Source organism: Plesiomonas sp. ZOR0011, assembly GCF_000800945.1.
Taxonomy (GTDB): Bacteria; Pseudomonadota; Gammaproteobacteria; order Enterobacterales; family CAMTGL01; genus Plesiomonas; species Plesiomonas shigelloides.
The window spans coordinates 37,131-57,983 of sequence record NZ_JRKB01000035.1; the positions used below are offsets into that span (position 1 = coordinate 37,131).

Sequence of the window (20,853 nt, forward strand, 5' to 3'; positions counted from 1 at the left end):
AGACGCATATAAAACGAATTTGTGATGCCCAACACAAGTGTTAATTATCGTAATTGAATAGATCCCCATAAAGACAGGATATTTTTGTGTGATAAAATGTCTCATCTTTTTGATTTTTAACATTATTGCTTAACGCTTAAAAACGTAACTGGATATTTCGAGTGTGGGGCTAAATTCGCACTGCATTACCATGCCTAATACTGCCTTTAAGTTTACATCGTGTTTTGATTTCGCGGCGGTTTTGTTGCCATAACATAGCGGTCACGGTGACACAAAATGATTACCGGATGTCCGATGAGTTCTGGTATTCTACGTAGCCATTCTTTGTTTGTGTTGATGGTGTTCTGAAGAGGCTATGACCTTGAATCTCCGCCCTTTTTCTCTATCGGATACCCGTGCGCTACGCTATGGCGCTGGGATCATGATTATGCTATTTGCGCTGCTGTGGAGTGCTGGCAGTGTTGCTGCATCAGTCACTGCATCAGTGGCATTTGAGTTACCCAAGGAGTCTGAAGTCCAGACCAAACTAGACGCTTTGGCGAAAAAGGAAAAGCTGACGCCAGCGCAAACTGCTCAGAAAACGGAGTATGAGCAGGTCTTGTCATTTTTGGACAAAATAGACAAAGAAAAAGAAAAGATCCGTGATATCCAAACCCAATACGACAAAGCGCCGGCACAGATTAAACAACTGATGTCTGAGCTGACCGCATTGCGCAGTGGCATGGATAAAGAAGAGCAGCAAAAGCAGCTTGAGCGCATGAGCTTGTCTCAATTAGAGAAAAAGCTCACCAGTACCTTGAGCGATACCCAGCGTGACCAAGAGCAGCTGTCGGCGGTCAATAGCCAGCTGATCTCTATGCAGACGCTGCCAGAGCGGGCGCAAGCGGCCATGAGTAAGGCCTACCAGCGAATTCAGGATATTCGTAACATTCTCAATGGAGTATCTGCCGATCAAGAACAGCTGTCGAGCAGCCGCAAACTGCTGCTGAATACTGAAATGGCGTTGTTGAACGTTCAGTTGGAGCGTCGACAAAAAGAGCTGGATACCAACACAACGTTGCAAGATATCGCGCAAAAACAGCGGGATATCTTTACAGAAAAGCTCAACCAGTATGAAGCTCTGGTGCAGTTGTTACAGCAGCAGATTAACAGCAATCGCCTGACGCAATCTGAGCAGACTGTGGCGGATGCCGGTGTGACTGACAACGCCTCCGCTAAAGCGCTCAATCCGCTGGTGGTAAAAGAGCAAGACAAAAACCAGCAACTGAGCCAGAACCTGATCAGCGCAACCCAGCAAGTTAATACCATGGTGCAAGAGAACATCAAGGTTAAAAACTGGCTGGATAACGTGACTCAGACGGAGCGCAACCTCAACGAGCAAATTTCGGTTCTGAAAGGCAGCTTGTTGTTATCCCGTATCTTGTATCAGCAGCGTCAAATGCTGCCAGATGCTGCATTGGCGAAAAACCTGGAAGAGAAAATTGCAGATTTGCGTTTGCAACAGTTCGAGGTTAACCGCCAGCGTGATGAGCTGTATCAACCGAAAACCTATGTTGATCAGTTGCTGCAGCAAAACGGTGATGCCAACGCTAACGAAGTGATCCGCAAAGATCTGATGATGGTACTGGATGCGCGTAAAGAGCTTCTGGACCAACTGAATAAGCAGCTAGGTAATCAGCTGAATCTGGCGATTAACTTACAGCTTAATCAGCAACAGTTGATTCGCGTGAACAGTAGCTTGCAAAACACCCTGCAACAGCAAATTTTCTGGGTAACCAGTAATAAGCCACTGGATTGGGCCTGGATATGGGGTCTGCCGGCGGCCATGTTCTATCAGGCGCAGGGTATTATTGATGATGTGCATGTGGGTAAATGGATAAGCCAACAGTTACCGTTGCTGTTTATCGTGATCCCGATGTTGATCATGGCGGGCTTGATCATTTGGCGACGTAAAGACATCGTCAAACACCTGCAAGGTTTGGAGTCTGATATCGGCCAGTTACGGCGCGATACTCAGCTGCACACGCCAAAAGCCTTGTTGTTGACGCTGCTGCAAGAGATCCCTGGCACGCTGATTGTTCTTAGCATCGGCATGCTGTTTATCTACAGCAATCTGGCCAGTCCGCAGATTATCTGGCACCTGACGTTGCGTTTTGCCCTGGCCTATCTGGCCTTTGGGATGTTGGCGCGCATTTTAAAGCCGGGTGGAATTGCCGAGACGCACTTCAACCGGCATGAGTCGGAAATCAATCACTTCCGCCGTTCATTGCATTATATCGCGATGGCTGTGGTGCCGTTGATTTTGGTTTCCACCATTGGTGAATTGGATCCGTCAACGCTGGCCGACGATGCGATTGGACAGGTGATCACTATCTCGATGCTGATCGTGATGGTGTTCCTGATCTATCCAATCTCCCGTTCGCGCATTGATGAAAATGGAAATAGCCTGCTGCGCTTGTTGGTGATGTTCGCCATCATGCTGGCGCCAGTAGCTCTGATTGCCTTGGTTGCGTTGGGTTACTACTACACCGCGCTGAAACTGACCGCCAAGCTGATTGATAGCTTCTATCTGGTCATGTTGTGGTGGGTGGTACACGAAACCGCGCTGCGTGGTTTGGCCGTTGCGGCTCGCCGTTTGGCCTATCGCCGTGCGATGGCGCGTCGCCAGCAAAAAGTGCATGAAAATGCGGAAGGCGGCGAAATCATTGATGAACAGCCTATGGCGCTGGAGCAAATTAACCAGCAGTCATTACGTTTGTCTAACATGGCGCTGTTCTTGGTTTTCCTCGGCGCGTTTTACTGGTTATGGTCCGATTTGGTGACCGTGATTTCCTACCTCGACAGCGTGACCTTGTGGCATAACGGCGTTGACGCGAATGGCGTGGCGGTGTCGATCACATTGCGTGATGTGCTGATTGCGATAGTGTTTGCGGTGGTGGCCTACGTCTTGACCCGAAACTTACCGGGCTTGCTGGAAGTGCTGGTGCTGTCCAAATTGCAATTGGGGCAGGGCGCGTCTTACGCCATTACGACCATGCTGTCGTATGTCATCACCGGCCTTGGGGTGATGCTGTCGCTGTCCGCGATTGGTATGTCGTGGGATAAGCTGCAGTGGATTGCAACCGGTCTGTCGGTCGGTCTGGGTTTCGGTTTGCAGGAGATTTTTGCGAACTTCGTGGCTGGCCTGATTTTGCTGTTTGAGCGTCCGATCCGTATTGGTGACACCATTACCATCGGTAACTTCTCCGGCACAGTAAGCAAAATTCGTATTCGTGCGACTACGGTGACGGACTTTGACCGTAAAGAAGTGATCATCCCGAACAAAAACTTCGTGGTTGAGCGTCTGCAAAACTGGTCTCTGACCGATACCATTACGCGCGTGATTGTGCGTGTTGGGGTCGCGTATGGTTCAGATTTGGAGTTGACGCGCAAGTTGCTGCTGCAAGCGGCACGTGAAAATCCACGGGTGATGAATGAGCCTGAGCCAATGGTCTTCTTCCTGACCTTCGGGGCTAGCACATTGGATCATGAATTGCGGGTGTATGTGCGTGAACTGCGCGATCGCAGCTTTGCGGTCGACGAGTTGAACCGCCGTATTGATCAGTTGTTCCGTGAAAATAACATCGAGATTGCCTTCAATCAGATGGATATTTATGTGAAGAACCTGAACTCACCGGCTCAAGAAGAGGTGAAATTCCATTCCACCACAGAGTGTTTGCCTCAAGGCAACCCTGCGAAAAAGGTCGATGGAAGTCAGGATTCAGCGGCACTCTAAAGCGTCTCTCGGCGTATAAAGTGCGCATAGAGATATGCGGTTAAACGCTAAATGTAAAAACGGCCAGCATGATGATTGCTGGCCGTTTTTGTTGATACCGATTGTCAGATACCGCTATCACTCAGAGTTGGATGATTAAACCGTTGATGTCGCTGGTGTGACGGCCAGTTTGGCCAGCAAATCTTTTTTCACAAACTCCAGTGCGGCCAGTGCGGTTTTGGGATCGACCTCATTGGTTTCCAGCAGATAAATCAGATCAACTGCCAGTTGGATCTCTTCCGGTGCGTTTTCCAGACTCATTATTGCTCCCTGTCGGCTAGCAATTGGGGCTTGCCGGCCAAAATTAACCTTTAACTTTGCGGTAGATAAACAGTACTAACAGCGCACCTATCACGGAGAATATCAGGCTCTTGATATTAAATCCGGTCATGGTGGCGATGCCGAGAATTTGGCTCAGATAGCCACCGACCAGCGCGCCGATGATACCCAAAACCACGGTAATGATAAAACCACCTTCATCTTTCCCTGGCATAATCCATTTGGCCAGAATACCGACGATCAAGCCGAGAATAATCCACGAAATGATGCCCATGATGAACCTCGCAACCACAAATTAAGTCACTATACCCTTCCTACTTGAAGCTGTAGCGGTGTTGGCTACGTTCGTTCATCCCAATCACATCGTTTGCCTATGCTCATCGGGATGCACTCACTTGCCGCCTACCTGCAACTTCACGTTGTTTGGGTATACAAATCGATAGGCTATGCCATTGGTGTCGTAGATTGGCGTAACGCGTTGATCCCGCAAGCGCCAATGGCAAAGGAAATAGCCTTAGGCTATAGGCTGTAAGTATAGTTGCTGATGAATAAATGTGAGGAGATTGTCAGGTTAGGGCATCAGTTTTTCTTCGCGGCGTTGAATGCGTAATTCGATTTTTTTCAATGCTTGTCGGCAGCGAAATAGACGACCTTCATACGCTGCAATCTCCTGCTGCAGCGTTTGCTGTTGTTGCAAGGTCACGCAGCTACCTAATTTGGCTTCCCGTACTCGGATCATGTCATTGAGCCGGCGTTCATAATCTTGATGACGCGCCAAGTCATCATACAGATCAATATGTTTGCCGGTATTGGTTCGTTTAGCCGCTGCGACTTCTTTTTTACGCAGTGATTGCGTCGACAGCTCCCGTTGTAATGCGGAAAACTGTGCTGTGATGGTTTCAGCTAAAAATCCTGCTTGTTGCGCAGAGTGCAGCTGTTCCAGCTGATTTAAATTCTGCTCCAGCTCTCGCACACAATCGGTCAGACGTGGGCTGTGGCATTTAAATAGCGCTGGCGCAAAACGTGGGCGCTCTGTTTGCAAGCGATCGGCTTCGATGGCGGCCTTTTCAAGCTCGGATAACGCATTTTTCAGGCGGGCTGTTAACGACATACCGTCACTCTCTTCGCATTCAGGTCAGCATAATAAAGAAGCCGTAGGATGGTAGCCTCTGTAACACAGCGACCACCGCATGTAATATTCCACTATTAATATTCTACTACGCGCTTTAATGGTGGTAAGGCATCGAGCAGGGCTTTACCGTAGCGGCGCGTGATCACCCGCCGGTCGAGCAGGATCACTCGTCCGGTATCCTCTTCGGTACGGATCAAGCGCCCGACCGATTGTACCAGCTTGCGGCTGGCTTCTGGCACGGTGATTTGCAAAAACGGATTGCCGCCTTTATGCGTGATGTACTCGGCATAAGCCTGCTCCAGTGGCGATGTGGGCACAGCAAACGGCAGCTTAGTGATAATCAGGTTCGTCAGATAATGGCCGGGTAAATCCAGACCTTCGGAGAAACTGCCTGTGCCGAGTAAAATACTGGGTTTGCCGCCATCACACTGCATTTTATGTAAGGTTAATAGTGCATCACGGGATGCTTCACCTTGAACCAGCAGGCTCAAACCTTTGTCACGCAAACCGGCGGCCACTTGATTCATTTGCCAATATGACGCGAACAAAATCAGACTGGCCGATTGCCCATTAAGGTAATCTGGTAGCGTCTCAATCAGCATTTTGGTGAAGTTTTCATCTGCAGGTTCGGTGGTGATATTGGGGATCAGTAACTGACTACGATTAGGGTAGTCAAACGGTGATGCCAGCGCCAAATGCACCACATCGCGGGCATTACCCAATCCGGCCTGACGGCAAAAATAGTCAAATTTTCCTAATGCACGCAGGGTCGCCGAGCACAGTACGGCCCCCGCGCAGCGGCTCCATAATAAGCCGTCTAACTTGCCACCAATTTCTAGCGGAGAGGCGGCCACCAAAATGTCATGATTTTCGGGATCACGTGCTAGCCAACGGGCAAAAGGTGCGGCTGAAGGATGCTCTTCTTTATTCATGGCAGTCCAACAGCGCTCCAGCATATTCATCCGCTCTAGATAAGGCGAAAACTCGGCCAATATCGGCTCTACACGGGCATTTTGTGATGCGTCATTGCGCACCAGCTCTGTGGCTTGATCGAGCAAAATACCGAGCGTCTGATTTGCTTTGCGGCTAGAGAGTTTGAGTTCGTCAAATAGCGGCCGAAACCCTTCCGGTACTTCTCCTAAAGGAAAGCGCCAAATGTTATCTGCACTAAATTGCTGCTCTGAATGCTCAATAATTTGCATAAGCTGACGTAATGCGGGGATCATGTCGGTCAGGCTTTGCCGCAGTCGATTCACCAGCTCTTGAGCTCGGCCAGTGGTTAGGATGCTGAGTAATTTACTGCTTTGCTGATTGAGCCGCTCAGCCCACAGCGCACTTTGGCGCAGTGGGAGCTGCACAGCAAAAAACTCACGCGCCACATCAGGTAGATGATGTGCTTCATCAATGACATACAGGGTATCTTCTGGCTCAGGCAAAATTGCGCCGCCGCCCAGATCCAAATCAGCCATCAGTAGACTGTGGTTTGCCACGATCACATCGTGTGTAAGCAGATCAGCGCGTGCGCGCTGAAACGGGCATTGACGGTGCGCCGCTAGTGACATGTTGCAATGATGGCGCTCCGAGGCTATTTGTTGCCACAAACTGTCTGCTACCGGTTCAGGCCAGCTATCGCGATCGCCATTCCAACTACCATCTTGCAACGCATCATGCATCGCTTGCAGTTTTTTTACCTCTTCAGGCTGCGGTGGCGTTTCCCACATCGCGAGTTGAGAATCGGCTTGACTGCTGTTGGCTAGCTTGTGTGCACAGCAGTAGCGCGTCCGACCTTTTGCCAATGTGTAATGAAACGGTAACTTACTATACGTAGCATAAAACGGTAAGTCCTTGTTAACCAGCTGTTCTTGTAGCGCAACTGTAGCGGTTGAGATCACCAGTTTTTTATTATTGGCTTGCGCGTAGGGAATAGCGGCGACCAAGTAAGACAGCGATTTACCAATACCGGTAGCCGCTTCGGCGACCAAAATTCGTGGTTTAGGGGCATGTTCGCCGGCCAGCGTTTTGGCAATTTCAGCGATCAGTTGTAGCTGCCCTTGGCGCGGTTTAAAGCCGGGCATCGCGCTAGATAAGGCGCGATAAACATTACGAATAGTAGCTTTGGTATCAGGGCTTAGCATGCACAGGTACTCCGTCATTGAGCCGCTAGTTTAGCAAAAGTGAGCCGTATCACGTGTATGAAATGAGAGAGGCTGTATCGGGTGGCGTTTTCCCGAGCCAAGTTCGACTTTTGAATGGATATGTGAAGTTCGTCACGACTCATTCAATGGGTGCAATAAAAGCCCTGAAAATGTGTTCATTTAGTGAATAAATAGTGAGAGTAAATTATTGTAAATGAATTACTCGATATAATATCCTATATAGGATATGAAAAATAATGATAATACGAATAATGTTCTGCATTAAAAGTTCCTGACGAACTTCAAAAAATTTGATTTTTGTATGACGCCAACAGGGCTTTTAATGCAGGGGATTTGGATTATCTAAATGAATTTAAAACGATTTTTCGATTTTTCTGCAGGGGTTTGACAGGAAAAATCCTTTCTGTCAGCATTGCTCGCGAACCAAAGAATGGTGTTGCATGCTCAGCCTTGGAGCTTGTGACAGGGATCATCCGGTGACGGTAAAAATACCGCGCTGAGATATAAAAATTAACCAAAGAAAAGGCAGTGGACTAAATAATATGAAAAAGACAATTCTGGCTCTGGCAGTTCCAGCTCTGCTGGCTGCAGGCGTAACTAACGCAGCAACCATCTATAACAACGACGGTACTACTGTTGACCTGAAAGGTTCTATCCGTCTGTGGGCGAATACTGATTCTTCTCGTTCAGGTATTGAGAAAACTGCTCAGTTTGAAGACGAAGGTTCTCGCTTCGGTATTGGTGTTAACCACGACCTGGGTAACGGTTTGTCTGCGTTTGGTTATCTGGAATACGGTAACGATACTCAAACCATGGAGAAGGACTTCAAACTGACTAACCGTCAAGGTTATGCCGGCTTTAAGATGGCTGACATTGGTGCGATTTCTTTCGGCCGTATCACTGCTCCATTTGATGATGTTGCTCTGTCTGATTACACCTATGAGTATGGTGGTGTAATGAACTTCGGTAAGATGGAAAACGATACTAAGAAGTCTGGTAACAACTTCTTGGCTCGTGTTTCTAAGAGCATTAAAGTAGAAACTGCTGAAGTGAATGGCTTCAAAGCTGCAGCTAGTTACTCAATGCAAGCGGATGGCAGTGCAGCAGAGTTTTCTAAGACCAGTGGCGGCGAATACTATAACAATGCTGGTATTAACAACGCTTATACTTTAGCTGGTTTTTATACCTCTGATTTTGGTTTGACCCTGAATGCTGGTTATGGTTATGCAAAGTATAATGCTGGCACTGATTCTTTAACTATTGATGGTGATGTACTGAATCGTAGCGGTGAAGCAGATTCTAATATCTGGGGTATTGGCTCTCAGTACGAATTTGGTGACTTCGCGGTAGCGTTCGATTTCGGTCAGGCTCGTCATGACAATGCTATTTCTGGGCTGAATAAATCTAAAGCTGATCTGTATGGCTTTGGTACTAAGTGGAACTACGGTATGGGTAAAGTTTATGCAGGTTACTACCTGAAAGACTATAAAGACCGTTTGGTTGCCTATACTAACGGTGACGTTGCAAGCCTGAATAAAGAAGAAACCTACACTGTTGGTGTTGATTATAACTTCAGCAAATCTGTTGTTACTTTCTTAGAATATGCTCACGTTAAGACTAAGTATGATGCATTCTATGATGCAGCAACTGATTCTGTAGGCTCTAAGAACGAATCTGACAACAAAGTTGGTCTGGGTCTGCGCGTATACTTCTAATTTGAAGTTATACCCGTCTGTAAAAAACCGGTGCTTGCACCGGTTTTTTTATGTCTGCTGTTGAGCTTATCTTCCCATCTTTTGCTTACTTTTCCGACGCCCGATACGTTGTACTACTGCTTTGCTCGCTATCTCTTCCTTCGATGTTTTTCTGCCGGTGGTAAACGGCCAAAATATCTACGCTGTGGCGTGCGAATAACCTTACGCTTTGTCGGTTGTTATTCCGTGGCTGCTCCGTACAATCCTCTGACAGAGGCAGTGCGATTCAGCTAGGTGGCCATATCAGGGCGACCATTTCAAGAGGCGTGCGGCAATATGGCGTTGCAATATCACGCGGCTAAGGCACGCGTACCGAGCTAATTCGGCTTATGCTTATAGAGAATACTAACGTGCTCTTGTGGATAGGGTGAGCCACCCATGTTTGCACGTGATTGTTCTATTGGCTGTTCTATTCTCAAAAGCGCGCAGAGCGCGTGATATTGGCTATCACTTGATTTAGTCACTCATGTAGCAACGTTCACCGAATAAACCAATCAAGGTCAAAGAGGGCAGGTGTATGGGTTCCGAATTTAAAGATCCACTCAATGCATTGTATGTCGTGGTCTTTTTGCTGCTGTTTTTAGCTACTATGCTGCCCGCTTGGTTGGCATGGATGAAGGTGCTGGCATAAACGTCTGGCGATGCGCTGTAAGAGCGTTGTGCGTGTATTGACCACACAGGAGAGCCTGTGCGCTGGGTGTATTTGATTGTTGGCTGGCTGGCAATAGTGTTAGGGGCGTTGGGCGTGGTGCTGCCTCTGTTGCCGACAACACCGTTTTTATTGTTAGCGTGTTTTTGTTTTGCGCGTTCATCCCCGCGTTGGCATGAATGGCTGATGTACCGCTCGCCGTTTGCGGCTTTGTTGCAGCAGTGGCATGCACGGCGCAGTATTCCACGTAAGGCGAAACAACGGGCGACCTTGTTTATTATCGTTAGTTTTGCGGTCAGTATTTCGCTGGTGACATACTGGTGGCTGAAAGTGGCGCTGTTCGTCATGATGCTGGTGTTGTTACTGATGTTTCGCCGTATTCCGGTTGAAGACTAGCTTTTTTATATCGCCTCTTTATCACATCAATAATGCCTTACTTTTTACTCATCCTCCGAGATTCTTGGTGAGTGCATATGGATGAGAGTTATAGCGATAAAAAAACGCCGGTAAAATACCGGCGTTTTTGTTGTGGTCGTTTGTCTCTATCCTTTCGCTTATTCGCCTTTTCCTTATCAGAACAGCGCCAGTCAAAAAAAGACTCGAAAGGATAAAGTCGAGAAGGCTTTGCCTGCGTCTTAGGCGGCTTTGACTTCCTCGGCAGTGCTGTGTGTCATGCGGTTCAGACGCGGCGCAGTGAGCACCATCAGTACAGCAATGACTGCGGTGACAATACCGATTTGCAAGAATACATGGCCGTAAACATGCAGTGACACCAGGGGATCTTTCACTTCACCCGGAGTGGCAGTCAGGCTCGCCACATAACCGGCAATGACCGATGCACCCGCTGAGGTCAGGAACCATGCCCCCATGATAAAGCCCATCAGACGCTGTGGAACTAATTGTGCCACCATCGCCAAGCCTAAGCCGGAAATCAGCAATTCCCCAACACTTTGCAGCAAGTAGCTCAGTACCAGCCAGTTGGCGGAAACCAGACCTGCGGCATTGGCGTACAGAGTACTCATGTACAGGATCAGGAACGCACCGGAGCACAAGATCATACCGATTGCGAATTTGTGTGGCATCGGTAATTTATCGCCTAAGCGGTGATAAATAATGGCCAAGATTGGGCTGGCCGCCATGATCCAAAATGGGTTCAGTGACTGGAACTGCTCAGGCTCAACGGCAATACCGAACAGACTATGCACGGTGTTGTGAATGGCAAAGAAGTTCAACGACAGCGGCATTTGGCTATACAGCACAAAGAAAATTACCGCTTCCAGCATCAGCACAAAGGCCACGATCATTTTGCGGCGTGCCGCACCGGTCAGTGCAAAGGTTTCACGGATGAAAATCAAGATGATACCGGCAGAAACCAGTGCCAGTGCAATGTGCGCCACAATGATGTGCTCCAGTACCCAACCAGAAACGAAGCAAGCAATCACGGTACCGATAATCACATACAGCAGGTGACGACGGTTAACTGGTGCGAAATCCGGTGTTGAGCCGTATTGCTTAACCCAACCTTTCATCAGCAAGAAGTTGATGATGGTCAGCAGCAGACCCAATACGCTGAGCGAGAACGCCACATTCCAGCCATAGCGAGAGGCCAGATACGGGGTGATCAGCATAGAGACAAAGGATCCGATGTTGATCGACATGTAATACAGGGTGAAAGCACCGTCGAGACGCGGGTCATGCTTGTCATAACACTTGGACAGCAAAGACGACGGGTTGGCTTTAAATAGCCCGTTACCAACGGCAATGGTACCTAGGCCAAGATAAACCCACATCAGATGATTTCCAGAAAAGGCAATCATCGCGTAGCCAACCATCAGGGTGAGCGCACCCAAGATAATCAGACGTTTAGTGCCCAGCACTTTATCACCCAGCCAGCCACCAACGGCAACCAGACCATACACCAGTGCGATGAAGGATGAAAACAGTGCAAATGAATGCGTTTCACTTAATTTCAGTTCTTGGACCAGATAAACAGCCAGAATGCCCTGTAAGCCATAAAAGCCGAAGCGTTCCCAGAGTTCGACCGAAAAAATCAGATAAAACGATTTGGGTTGTTTGAGTGATTCGCTGATCGACACGTTAACCTCTGTGTATAAATTATTGTGTTGTGCAGGACGCGTATTTTTTTTTAGACACCATCGTTTACACGTATGAGACCCAAATCACAACCTGCTGCAAGATAGTGTTACAAATCAACTTTCGGTGTGCGTTAATGAGGTTGCGCGCAATAGTTGTTTGTTGCGTCATTGTGGCGTTGGTTATCTGAAAGCGATCAGGTCGCAATCAAAGTTTAGTTGCTATGGGTAAGATGTAGACAGAAGGCCGGAGATTTAATTTAACCCATTGCAATCTGCTTCCGGTTTGTCTAGATTCTGCTCTTTTGAAATTCATTCTGCGCGCACGCGGTCAGGCTCAATGGTGTCAACGGCCTCTTTTGTCAGGGGACGGGGCGGGAGCCGGCATGCCGAGTGTGGTTTTGTGGATCCCTCCTGTACAGCGGACTAACTGATATGACCGAGCAAACACGTCAATTAATTAAAGACAGTATTAAAACTATTGCGGATTACCCGAAGCAGGGCATTTTGTTCCGTGATGTGACCAGCATGCTGGAAGTTCCAGAGGCATTTGCTGCCAGTATCCGTCTGATTGTTGACCGCTATCGTGATCAAGGCTTCACCAAAGTGGTGGGCACTGAGTCACGCGGTTTTATCTTCGGTGCGCCGGTAGCGTTGGAGATGGGTGTTGGTTTTGTTCCTGTGCGTAAGCCGGGCAAACTGCCACGTGAAGTGATCGCGGAAAGCTATGCGCTGGAATACGGCACTGACACACTGGAAATGCACGTTGATGCGATTGTTCCGGGTGATAAAGTACTGGTGATTGACGATCTGCTGGCGACTGGCGGTACCATTGAAGCGACCGCGAAGCTGATCCGCCGTTTGGGCGGTGAAGTGACTGATGCTGCATTCATCATCAACTTGCCAGATCTGGGTGGCCAAAAGCGTCTGGAAGGCATGGGCATCAATACCTTCAGTCTGGTTGACTTCGAAGGTCATTAATCCGGATATGCGGCGGTAACTAAACCGTGCGCGTTAGGATAAAAATCTAGAAAACAGGGGCTTTCGCGAGAAAGCCCCTGTTTTTTTATCGTGAATATCACTTGAGTGAGAAGCCTGTCTGCGGTTGGGACACGGTTTTTCTGCTTTCTGTGATAGTATTACTGTCTCGTTTTATTCAGTCTTCCGGTGCCGATGAGTTATCAGGTTTTAGCCCGTAAGTGGCGTCCCCATAATTTTGCAGAAGTAGTGGGTCAGGAGCATGTACTGACCGCGCTGGCGAACGGTTTATCGCTGGGCCGTCTGCACCATGCATATCTCTTTTCCGGTACGCGCGGGGTAGGGAAAACCTCTATCGCCCGTCTGTTCGCCAAAGGGCTGAACTGCGAAACCGGTATCACGGCTACGCCATGTGGCGTGTGTGAAACTTGCCGCGAAATTGATGAAGGGCGTTTTGTCGACCTGCTGGAGATTGACGCCGCTTCCCGTACCAAGATCGAAGATACCCGTGAGCTGCTGGATAATGTGCAGTACACCCCGGTGCGAGGCCGCTTCAAGGTCTATCTGATCGACGAAGTGCACATGCTCTCGCGTCACAGCTTTAATGCGCTGCTTAAGACGCTGGAAGAGCCGCCGGAGTACGTGAAATTCTTGCTGGCGACCACAGATCCGCAAAAATTGCCGGTGACGATCTTATCGCGCTGTTTGCAGTTTCATCTAAAAGCGCTGGATCCGGATCAGATCCGTGCCCAATTGGAAAAAGTCCTGACCGCTGAAGCTATCCCGTTTGAAGCGCGTGCATTGCTGCAACTGGCGCGCGCAGCGGAAGGCAGCATGCGTGATGCGCTCAGTCTGGCTGACCAAGCCATTGCCATGGGCGGTGGTGACGTGACCGCCACGGGTGTTTCCCACATGTTGGGCACCTTGGATGCCGATCAGCCGTTGGCGTTGGTCGAAGCCTTGCATCGCGGCGATGCCGAGCAGGTTATGCTGCTGTTGCAGCAAGCAGCCGAGCGAGGTACCGATTGGGAAGCCTTGCTGGTGGAGACATCGGCGATTTTACATCGTGTGGCGATGGCGCAATTGCTGCCAGGTACGCTGGAAGAGGCCGACCCGTATGCCGTTCGCTTGCGTGAGTTGGCGCGCACCGTTTCGCCGCAGGATATTCAACTGTTTTATCAGACCTTGCTGGTGGGCCGTAAAGAGCTGCTGTTAGCGCCGGATCGTCGCAGCGGCACTGAAATGACTTTTCTGCGCGCATTGGCTTTTCATCCGAAAAAAGTGAGCGCGCCGGTAGCGTCTGGTACTTTTGATGCCATGGCGGCAGCCGGTCAGAGTCCAAGCCGTGCGCCGGTATCGAATGGCGCACCTACTCACACTGCGCCAACGAATACAGCGCCAGCGCATCACACCGCACCAGTGAACACGGCCGCTATGCCAGCCGCATCGGCGATGCAAAGTGGGCATATGCCTGCACAAGTGCCTGCGCAAGCGCCAATGCAAATGCAGCAAACGCAGCAAACGCAGCAAGCGCATATGCCACCGTCACAAGCGCAGTCGTATCCAGCATCGTCGCATGCCGCTGCGGGGCGTGTAGCGCCGAGTATGCCACCAGCTGCTGCGTCTGCGGCAATGGAGCCTAGCGCTACCGTACCTGCACCAATGGGAGATAGCGCGCCAGTTGCGGGCTTCCCTGCCGGAAGTGCTGATTCGCCAGCGTTACAGGCCTTGCAAGCCCGTGCGCAACTGCGTCGTCAGCGGCATGCCGAGCCTTCGGCTGGTGAGGGCACTAGCACAAAAAAAGCGACGCCGGTTGCAGCAGCCGTAACCCTGCGACCGGCCGGGAATAAACCTTCGCCACTGGAGCGCTTAGCTGCTGCCGGTGAGCAACGAGTGCGTCCGAGTGCGGGGCCGCGAACGGCAGATAGCGCCGTGAGTAGCAAAGCCAAAAAGCCGGAAGCTTATCGCTGGAAGCCGGTTAATCCAGTGGAAGAAGCGCCAGAGGTGGTGACACCCGATGTTGTGCGTTCGTCACTGGAGCACGAAAAAACGCCAGAAATGGCGCTGAAGCTGGCACAAGAGGCCTGTGAACGTGATAGCTGGTCGGCGCAAATTGAAAAGCTGAACGTGGCGAAATTGGTGGAACAGCTGGCCTTAAATGCGGTAAAAGAGGAGCCTGCACCCGGGCAGGTTCGTTTGTTACTGCGCTCATCGCAGCGGCATTTGAACACTGATCGCGCCAAAGAACAGTTAAGCGAGGCGCTGAGCCAATTGGCCGGAGCTCCGGTAACGCTTGAAATTATCGAAAATGATGATAAAACCCGTCTGACTCCGCTTGAGATTAGACAGGCGATTTATGATGAAAAGCTGGCGCAGGCGCGCCAGTCGTTACAGGATGATAAAAATATCCTGCAACTGCGCCGTTTATTCGGCGCAGATTTGGAAGATGACAGCATCCGACCGTTGTAAGCTTACAGCGGTAATGTGGCTATAATTTCGCAATTTGTAATTCTGCCGCTTTTGGCTTAACCCCTGATTAAAAAGAGAGAGCACTATGTTTGGTGGTAAAGGTGGTCTTGGCAACCTGATGAAGCAAGCCCAGCAAATGCAAGATCGTATGCAGAAAATGCAAGAAGAGATTGCCCAGCTGGAAGTGACCGGTGAATCTGGTGCCGGTCTGGTCAAAGTCACCATCAACGGCGCACACAACTGCCGTCGCGTGACCATTGACGAAAGCCTGATGGAAGACGACAAAGAGATGCTGGAAGATCTGATCGCAGCAGCATTTAACGATGCCGCTCGTCGTATCGAAGAAACCCAGAAAGAGAAAATGGCGCAGGTTACTGGCGGTATGCAGCTGCCACCTGGCTTCAAGATGCCATTCTGATTGGCGGACTGATGGCAAATACCAGCCCGCTTTTAGATTCACTGATGGAAGCCCTGCGTTGCTTGCCAGGGGTGGGGCCGAAATCCGCACAGCGGATGGCGTTCCACCTGCTGCAGCGTGATCGCAGTGGGGGCATGCGTTTAGCGCAGACGCTCACTCGTGCGATGTCGGAAATTGGCCACTGTAACGATTGTCGGACCTTTACCGAAGCGGATGTGTGTACTATCTGTAGCAATCCGCGTCGGCAAAAGAGCCAGCAGATTTGCGTGGTGGAAAGTCCGGCCGATATTCAGGCGATCGAACAGACCGGGCAATACTCTGGTCGTTACTTTGTGCTGATGGGGCACTTGTCGCCGCTTGATGGCATTGGTCCAGATGATATTGGTCTGGATCGGCTGGAAGAGCGTTTGGCGCAAGAGCAAGTCAGTGAAGTGATCTTGGCAACCAATCCGACCGTGGAAGGGGATGCGACAGCGAACTTCATCGCCGAGCTTTGTGCGATGCACGGTGTCTTAGCTAGCCGGATCGCCCATGGCGTGCCGGTGGGCGGCGAGCTGGAAATGGTGGATGGCACAACGCTGTCTCACTCTTTAGCCGGACGTCATCCCATCAAGTTCTGATTGTGTTGATTATGTAAAAGGAAGACTTCGGTCTTCCTTTTTTCTTGTCTTATTTTCTTGCCGGTATCTACCGGCTGGCTTGCCGCGTACTCGTCACGCGCCGGCAAAATTCTGCAAATCTGTACGCCATATCTTTACGCTATGGTGCGTCAGCGCGTATTAATTCGCCAATTGCAGATGAAATTTAATAATCGAGCAAAATTAGCCCCTTGAAATTGATTTTCCTGTCCCCACTTATTTCACATCGAAGTTTTTTGCTATCTGTTGATACGAGGATTTGCAATGTCACAAGATACCACCATGAAAGCGCAAGAAACGCGCGGTTTTCAGTCAGAAGTTAAGCAACTGCTGCAACTGATGATCCACTCACTCTATTCCAATAAAGAAATCTTCCTGCGTGAGCTGATCTCCAACGCCTCCGATGCGGCGGATAAATTGCGTTTCCGTGCGCTGTCTCAGCCCGATCTGTATGAAGGTCAGGGCGACTTGCATGTACGTTTGTCTGTAGATAAAGACGCGGGCACCATCACTATCAGTGATAACGGTATTGGTATGACGCGTGCTGAAGTGATTGATCACTTGGGTACCATTGCCAAGTCCGGCACCAAAGCGTTTTTGGAGTCTATCGGCTCTGATCAAGCGAAAGACAGCCAGCTGATTGGTCAATTCGGTGTGGGCTTCTACTCTGCCTTCATCGTGGCCGACAAAGTGACCGTACGCACCCGCGCTGCCGGCGCTAAGCCGGAAGAGGGCGTATTCTGGGAGTCTAGCGGTGAAGGTGACTATACCGTTGCCGATATCACCAAAGCCGATCGCGGTACTGACATCATTCTGCACCTGCGTGATGATGAAAAAGAGTTCTTGGATGACTGGCGTCTGCGCACCATCATCGGCAAATACTCTGATCACATCAGCCTGCCGGTTGAGATCCAAACTCGCGAGCATAACGAAGATGGCAGCGAAGGCGAGCTGAAGTGGGAGAAAATCAACAAGGCGCAAGCCCTGTGGACCCGCAGCAAAGCCGACGTTTCTGACGACGAGTACAAAGAATTCTACAAACACATTTCGCACGACTTCTCCGATCCAATGATCTGGAGCCACAACCGTGTGGAAGGTAAGCAGGAATACACCAGCTTGCTGTATATCCCATCGCACGCACCGTGGGATATGTGGAACCGTGACCATAAACACGGCCTGAAGCTGTACGTACAGCGCGTGTTCATCATGGATGACGCTGAGCAGTTCATGCCAACCTACCTACGCTTCGTGCGTGGTCTGATTGACTCTAACGATCTGCCGCTGAACGTATCGCGTGAAATTCTGCAGGATAACCGCATTACTCAGAACCTGCGTAGTGCTTGCACCAAGCGTGTACTGCAGATGCTGGAAAAACTGGCTAAAGATGATGCTGAGAAGTATCAAACCTTCTGGAATGAGTTTGGTCTGGTGCTGAAAGAAGGCCCAGCCGAAGATTTCAGCAACAAAGAAGCGATTGCTAAGCTGCTGCGCTTTGCCTCTACCCATAATGACAGCGATGTACAAAATGTGTCACTGACCGATTACGTCAGCCGCATGAAAGAAGGTCAGGAGAAGATCTTCTACATCACTGCCGACAGCTACGCCGCCGCGAAACACAGCCCGCATTTGGAGCTGTTCCGTAAGAAAGGTATCGAAGTTCTGCTGCTCTCCGATCGTATCGACGAGTGGATGATGAGCTACCTGACCGAGTTCGATGGCAAGCAGTTCCAGTCTGTCACTAAAGCTGATTTGGATCTGGGCGCACTGGCGGACAAGGAAGAAGAAGCGAAGCAGAAAGAAGCCGACGCTGAATTCAGCTCCTTTGTTGAGCGCGTGAAGGGCTATCTGGGCGAGCGCGTGAAAGACGTGCGTCTGACTCACCGTCTGACCGATACTCCAGCGCTGGTCACCACTGAATCTGATGAAATGACCACTCAGATGGCAAAACTGTTTGCCGCTGCTGGCCAAAAAGCACCAGAGATCAAGTACGTGTTCGAGATTAACCCAGAGCACGCACTGGTGAAAAAAGTGGCGGATACCGCTGACGAAGTGCAGTTTAATGACTGGGTTGAGTTGCTGCTGGAGCAGGCCATGCTGGCTGAGCGCGGCAGTCTGGAAGATCCAAGTGCGTTCGTGCGCCGCATGAACCAACTGCTGATGGCATAATAACGCCAACTTGCTGGATTAAATCCGTATAAGCTGAAAAACGCCGCTTGTCTGAGGACGGGCGGCGTTTTATTTTAAAGGGATGCTGAATATTTCAGCAAACTAACCGCTTTTCTATCCCCCTGAGCTGCGATAGCAGGCTTCGTTCTTGAGATCCGCTTGCTGGGAGTGGTATGGTTTATCCCTAAAAAATTACTACCCTTCACTGAATTTATTGCTAATTAGAGGAATCATCCATGCGCATCATTCTGCTCGGTGCTCCAGGTGCAGGTAAAGGAACTCAGGCTCAATTCATCATGGAGAAGTACGGGATCCCGCAAATCTCCACCGGTGACATGCTGCGTGCTGCAGTAAAAGCGGGCACTGAACTGGGTCTGCAAGCAAAAGCCATCATGGACGCCGGTCAGCTGGTTACTGATGAGCTGATCATTTCTCTGGTTAAAGAGCGTATCGCGCAAGAAGATTGCCGTAACGGTTTCCTGCTGGACGGTTTCCCACGTACCATTCCTCAGGCTGATGCCATGAAAGAAGCCGGTATCGACGTTGATTTCGTTCTGGAATTCGACGTGCCGGATCAAGTGATCGTTGAGCGTATGAGCGGCCGCCGTGTACACCCAGCGTCAGGCCGTGTGTACCACGTGGTATACAACCCGCCGAAAGTGGAAGGCAAAGATGATGTGACCGGTGAAGACCTGATCATCCGTGCGGATGACGAAGCGGAAACCGTGCGTAAGCGTCTGGCCATTTACCACGAGCAAACCGAGCCATTGGTGGCTTACTACACCAAAGAAGCGGATGCGGGTAACACCCGTTACTTCAAGCTGGATGGTACCCGCAATGTTGACGCGGTAAGCCAAGAGCTGGCGCAAATTCTGGGTTAATCCCCTAGTGCGCTTGAACCTCTACGCGTGATTGACGCGTTATCGGGGGAAAAGCCGCAGCGCAAAAAACGTAGCATACCAACGGCCTGTCAAATGACGGGCCGTTTTTTTGTTTAGGGCACCACCTAAGTCACCGCAATTCCTGTCATCAACACATCGAATAAGTACAGCCAATCAGCACAGCCTTAGCCTGTCGAAAAATAGAATAAAACCCGTGAAAATATAGGGATATCAACGTACTAATAAATTGCCGCGTCCTTAGCGGTTTGTGCTGCATCCGCCTAGCCGGCAGGGCATAATAGCCATAGACCTATGACAAGGAGTGGCAATGAGCGAGAAACAGCACGGTATCTTACTGGTTAACCTTGGTACGCCGGATGCACCAACTCCAGCGGCAGTCAGGCGTTATCTGAGCGAGTTTCTGCATGATCATCGTGTGGTCGACATGAGCCGTTGGCTATGGTGTCCGCTATTGCACGGGATCATTTTGCCGTTGCGCTCCCCGCGCGTGGCGCGTTTGTACCAATCGGTGTGGACAGATGACGGCTCGCCGCTGCTAGCTTTTTCCCGTCGTCAACAAGCGGCGCTGACTCAGCTCTTGGCCGAGCGAGAGATGGCCTGCCCAGTGGAACTTGGCATGACTTACGGTCAGCCTTCGATCGCGCAGGCGTTAGATGTGCTGCAAGCGCAAGGTGTCACTCATCTCACGGTGTTACCGCTATTTCCGCAGTATTCGAGCTCAACCACCGCTGCAGTGTGGGATGGGCTGAGTAAGGCGCTGCGTACGCGTCGTAATCTGCCTGCGATTCGTTTCATTCGCGATTACCACGATAACCCGCACTATATTGCTGCGTTAGCTGAAAAGTTGCGTCGCAGCTTACCGGCGCAAGATTCGGGGGCGTGGCCGGATAAACTGCTGTTTTCGTTCCACGGCTTGCCGCAGCGCTATGTTGATGAAGGTGATGAGTACGCGCGTCAATGTGAAGTGACGGCGCAGGCGGTTGCCGATGAGTTGGGGTTGACGCCAGACCAATGGCAGCTGAGTTACCAATCGCGTTTTGGCCGCGAAGAGTGGCTAAAGCCCTATACTGATCAGACCCTCACCGCTTGGCCAGCGCAGGGCGTGCGCAAGATTGCCGTAGTTTGTCCGGGTTTCGCGGCGGACTGTTTGGAAACTTTGGAAGAGATTGCTGAGCAAAATCAGCATACGTTTTTGCAAGCCGGCGGCGAGCAGTTTACTTATGTGGCGGCACTCAATGATGATCGGGCACACATTGAGCTGATGTATCACCTCGTACAGAACGAGATGTAGTGTAAAAACGGTATCGCGCAGCCCTAAGTGCGGTATAGGTGAACAATCAAGCGTTGGGGATTAAAGTGAAGAGGGGATGTGAGCGTCCCCGTATCGGGTCTGACAGCGTCTGTA

General features: G+C 50.3%; 15 protein-coding genes. 10 read left to right on the forward strand and 5 right to left on the reverse strand.

The window, feature by feature from the left end:
• The first annotated feature begins 355 nt into the window (after nt 1–355).
• A complete protein-coding gene (mscK, locus tag L975_RS06475) occupies nt 356–3,775 on the forward strand; it encodes a mechanosensitive channel MscK (RefSeq protein WP_010864104.1) in 3,420 nt (1,139 codons plus the stop codon).
• Between the two features lie 135 nt (nt 3,776–3,910).
• Here the strand turns inward: mscK and rsmS are convergent, their stop codons facing one another.
• The 4 genes from rsmS to dinG form a co-directional block, all read right to left on the reverse strand.
• The gene (gene rsmS, locus L975_RS06480) at nt 3,911–4,075 is read right to left on the reverse strand and encodes a pleiotropic regulatory protein RsmS (protein ID WP_010864103.1); all 165 of its coding nucleotides are present in this window, start codon (nt 4,073–4,075) and stop codon (nt 3,911–3,913) included.
• Nucleotides 4,076–4,118: 43 nt separating this feature from the next.
• Nucleotides 4,119–4,367: a GlsB/YeaQ/YmgE family stress response membrane protein gene (locus L975_RS06485; RefSeq protein WP_010864102.1), complete on the reverse strand. Its 249-nt coding sequence runs from the start codon at nt 4,365–4,367 to the stop codon at nt 4,119–4,121.
• A 297-nt stretch (nt 4,368–4,664) separates the two neighbouring features.
• A complete protein-coding gene (priC, locus tag L975_RS06490) occupies nt 4,665–5,204 on the reverse strand; it encodes a primosomal replication protein PriC (protein WP_047707800.1) in 540 nt (179 codons plus the stop codon).
• 95 nt (nt 5,205–5,299) lie between these two features.
• Nucleotides 5,300–7,360: an ATP-dependent DNA helicase DinG gene (dinG, locus tag L975_RS06495; RefSeq protein ID WP_047707801.1), complete on the reverse strand. Its 2,061-nt coding sequence runs from the start codon at nt 7,358–7,360 to the stop codon at nt 5,300–5,302.
• 563 nt (nt 7,361–7,923) lie between these two features.
• Here dinG and L975_RS17225 point away from each other — a divergent pair.
• Complete coding sequence (locus L975_RS17225) at nt 7,924–9,096, forward strand: porin (protein ID WP_052181316.1); 1,173 nt, start codon at nt 7,924–7,926, stop codon at nt 9,094–9,096.
• 727 nt (nt 9,097–9,823) lie between these two features.
• Entirely contained in the window at nt 9,824–10,180 is a 357-nt protein-coding gene (locus L975_RS06505) for a DUF454 family protein (RefSeq protein WP_047707803.1), read from the forward strand.
• Nucleotides 10,181–10,419: 239 nt separating this feature from the next.
• On the opposite strand, the gene dtpA is transcribed toward L975_RS06505, so the two are convergent.
• The gene (dtpA, locus tag L975_RS06510) at nt 10,420–11,880 is read right to left on the reverse strand and encodes a dipeptide/tripeptide permease DtpA (protein WP_047707805.1); all 1,461 of its coding nucleotides are present in this window, start codon (nt 11,878–11,880) and stop codon (nt 10,420–10,422) included.
• A 432-nt stretch (nt 11,881–12,312) separates the two neighbouring features.
• On the opposite strand from dtpA, the gene apt reads away from it, so the two are divergent.
• The 7 genes from apt to hemH all read left to right on the forward strand — a co-directional run bounded on the left by apt (nt 12,313) and on the right by hemH (nt 20,739).
• Nucleotides 12,313–12,858 carry an adenine phosphoribosyltransferase gene (gene apt, locus L975_RS06515; RefSeq protein ID WP_010864096.1) on the forward strand — a complete coding sequence of 182 codons (546 nt, stop codon included), beginning with the start codon at nt 12,313–12,315 and terminating at the stop codon, nt 12,856–12,858.
• Between the two features lie 192 nt (nt 12,859–13,050).
• A complete protein-coding gene (dnaX, locus tag L975_RS06520) occupies nt 13,051–15,324 on the forward strand; it encodes a DNA polymerase III subunit gamma/tau (RefSeq protein WP_047707807.1) in 2,274 nt (757 codons plus the stop codon).
• A gap of 85 nt (nt 15,325–15,409) precedes the next feature.
• Nucleotides 15,410–15,742 carry a YbaB/EbfC family nucleoid-associated protein gene (locus L975_RS06525; protein ID WP_010864093.1) on the forward strand — a complete coding sequence of 111 codons (333 nt, stop codon included), beginning with the start codon at nt 15,410–15,412 and terminating at the stop codon, nt 15,740–15,742.
• Between the two features lie 11 nt (nt 15,743–15,753).
• Nucleotides 15,754–16,362 (forward strand): recombination mediator RecR, encoded by a 609-nt coding sequence (recR, locus tag L975_RS06530; RefSeq protein WP_010864092.1) that lies wholly within the window; start codon nt 15,754–15,756, stop codon nt 16,360–16,362.
• A 300-nt stretch (nt 16,363–16,662) separates the two neighbouring features.
• Complete coding sequence (gene htpG, locus L975_RS06535; RefSeq protein WP_039045714.1) at nt 16,663–18,546, forward strand: molecular chaperone HtpG; 1,884 nt, start codon at nt 16,663–16,665, stop codon at nt 18,544–18,546.
• Between the two features lie 236 nt (nt 18,547–18,782).
• Nucleotides 18,783–19,427: an adenylate kinase gene (adk, locus tag L975_RS06540; RefSeq protein WP_010864090.1), complete on the forward strand. Its 645-nt coding sequence runs from the start codon at nt 18,783–18,785 to the stop codon at nt 19,425–19,427.
• Nucleotides 19,428–19,755: 328 nt separating this feature from the next.
• Nucleotides 19,756–20,739: a ferrochelatase gene (gene hemH, locus L975_RS06545; protein WP_047707809.1), complete on the forward strand. Its 984-nt coding sequence runs from the start codon at nt 19,756–19,758 to the stop codon at nt 20,737–20,739.
• Nucleotides 20,740–20,853 lie beyond the last annotated feature (114 nt).

Excerpts from the sequence above, each read along its gene's own strand:
- L975_RS06485 (WP_010864102.1), bottom strand. The coding sequence starts at position 4,367 with ATGGGCATCATTTCGTGGATTATTCTCGGCTTGATCGTCGGTATTCTG.
- apt (WP_010864096.1), top strand. The coding sequence starts at position 12,313 with ATGACCGAGCAAACACGTCAATTAATTAAAGACAGTATTAAAACTATT.
- recR (WP_010864092.1), top strand. The coding sequence starts at position 15,754 with ATGGCAAATACCAGCCCGCTTTTAGATTCACTGATGGAAGCCCTGCGT.
- dnaX (WP_047707807.1), top strand. The coding sequence starts at position 13,051 with ATGAGTTATCAGGTTTTAGCCCGTAAGTGGCGTCCCCATAATTTTGCA.
- htpG (WP_039045714.1), top strand. The coding sequence starts at position 16,663 with ATGAAAGCGCAAGAAACGCGCGGTTTTCAGTCAGAAGTTAAGCAACTG.
- mscK (WP_010864104.1), top strand. The coding sequence starts at position 356 with ATGACCTTGAATCTCCGCCCTTTTTCTCTATCGGATACCCGTGCGCTA.
- adk (WP_010864090.1), top strand. The coding sequence starts at position 18,783 with ATGCGCATCATTCTGCTCGGTGCTCCAGGTGCAGGTAAAGGAACTCAG.
- L975_RS06525 (WP_010864093.1), top strand. The coding sequence starts at position 15,410 with ATGTTTGGTGGTAAAGGTGGTCTTGGCAACCTGATGAAGCAAGCCCAG.
- hemH (WP_047707809.1), top strand. The coding sequence starts at position 19,756 with ATGAGCGAGAAACAGCACGGTATCTTACTGGTTAACCTTGGTACGCCG.
- dinG (WP_047707801.1), bottom strand. The coding sequence starts at position 7,360 with ATGCTAAGCCCTGATACCAAAGCTACTATTCGTAATGTTTATCGCGCC.
- priC (WP_047707800.1), bottom strand. The coding sequence starts at position 5,204 with ATGTCGTTAACAGCCCGCCTGAAAAATGCGTTATCCGAGCTTGAAAAG.
- rsmS (WP_010864103.1), bottom strand. The coding sequence starts at position 4,075 with ATGAGTCTGGAAAACGCACCGGAAGAGATCCAACTGGCAGTTGATCTG.
- L975_RS17225 (WP_052181316.1), top strand. The coding sequence starts at position 7,924 with ATGAAAAAGACAATTCTGGCTCTGGCAGTTCCAGCTCTGCTGGCTGCA.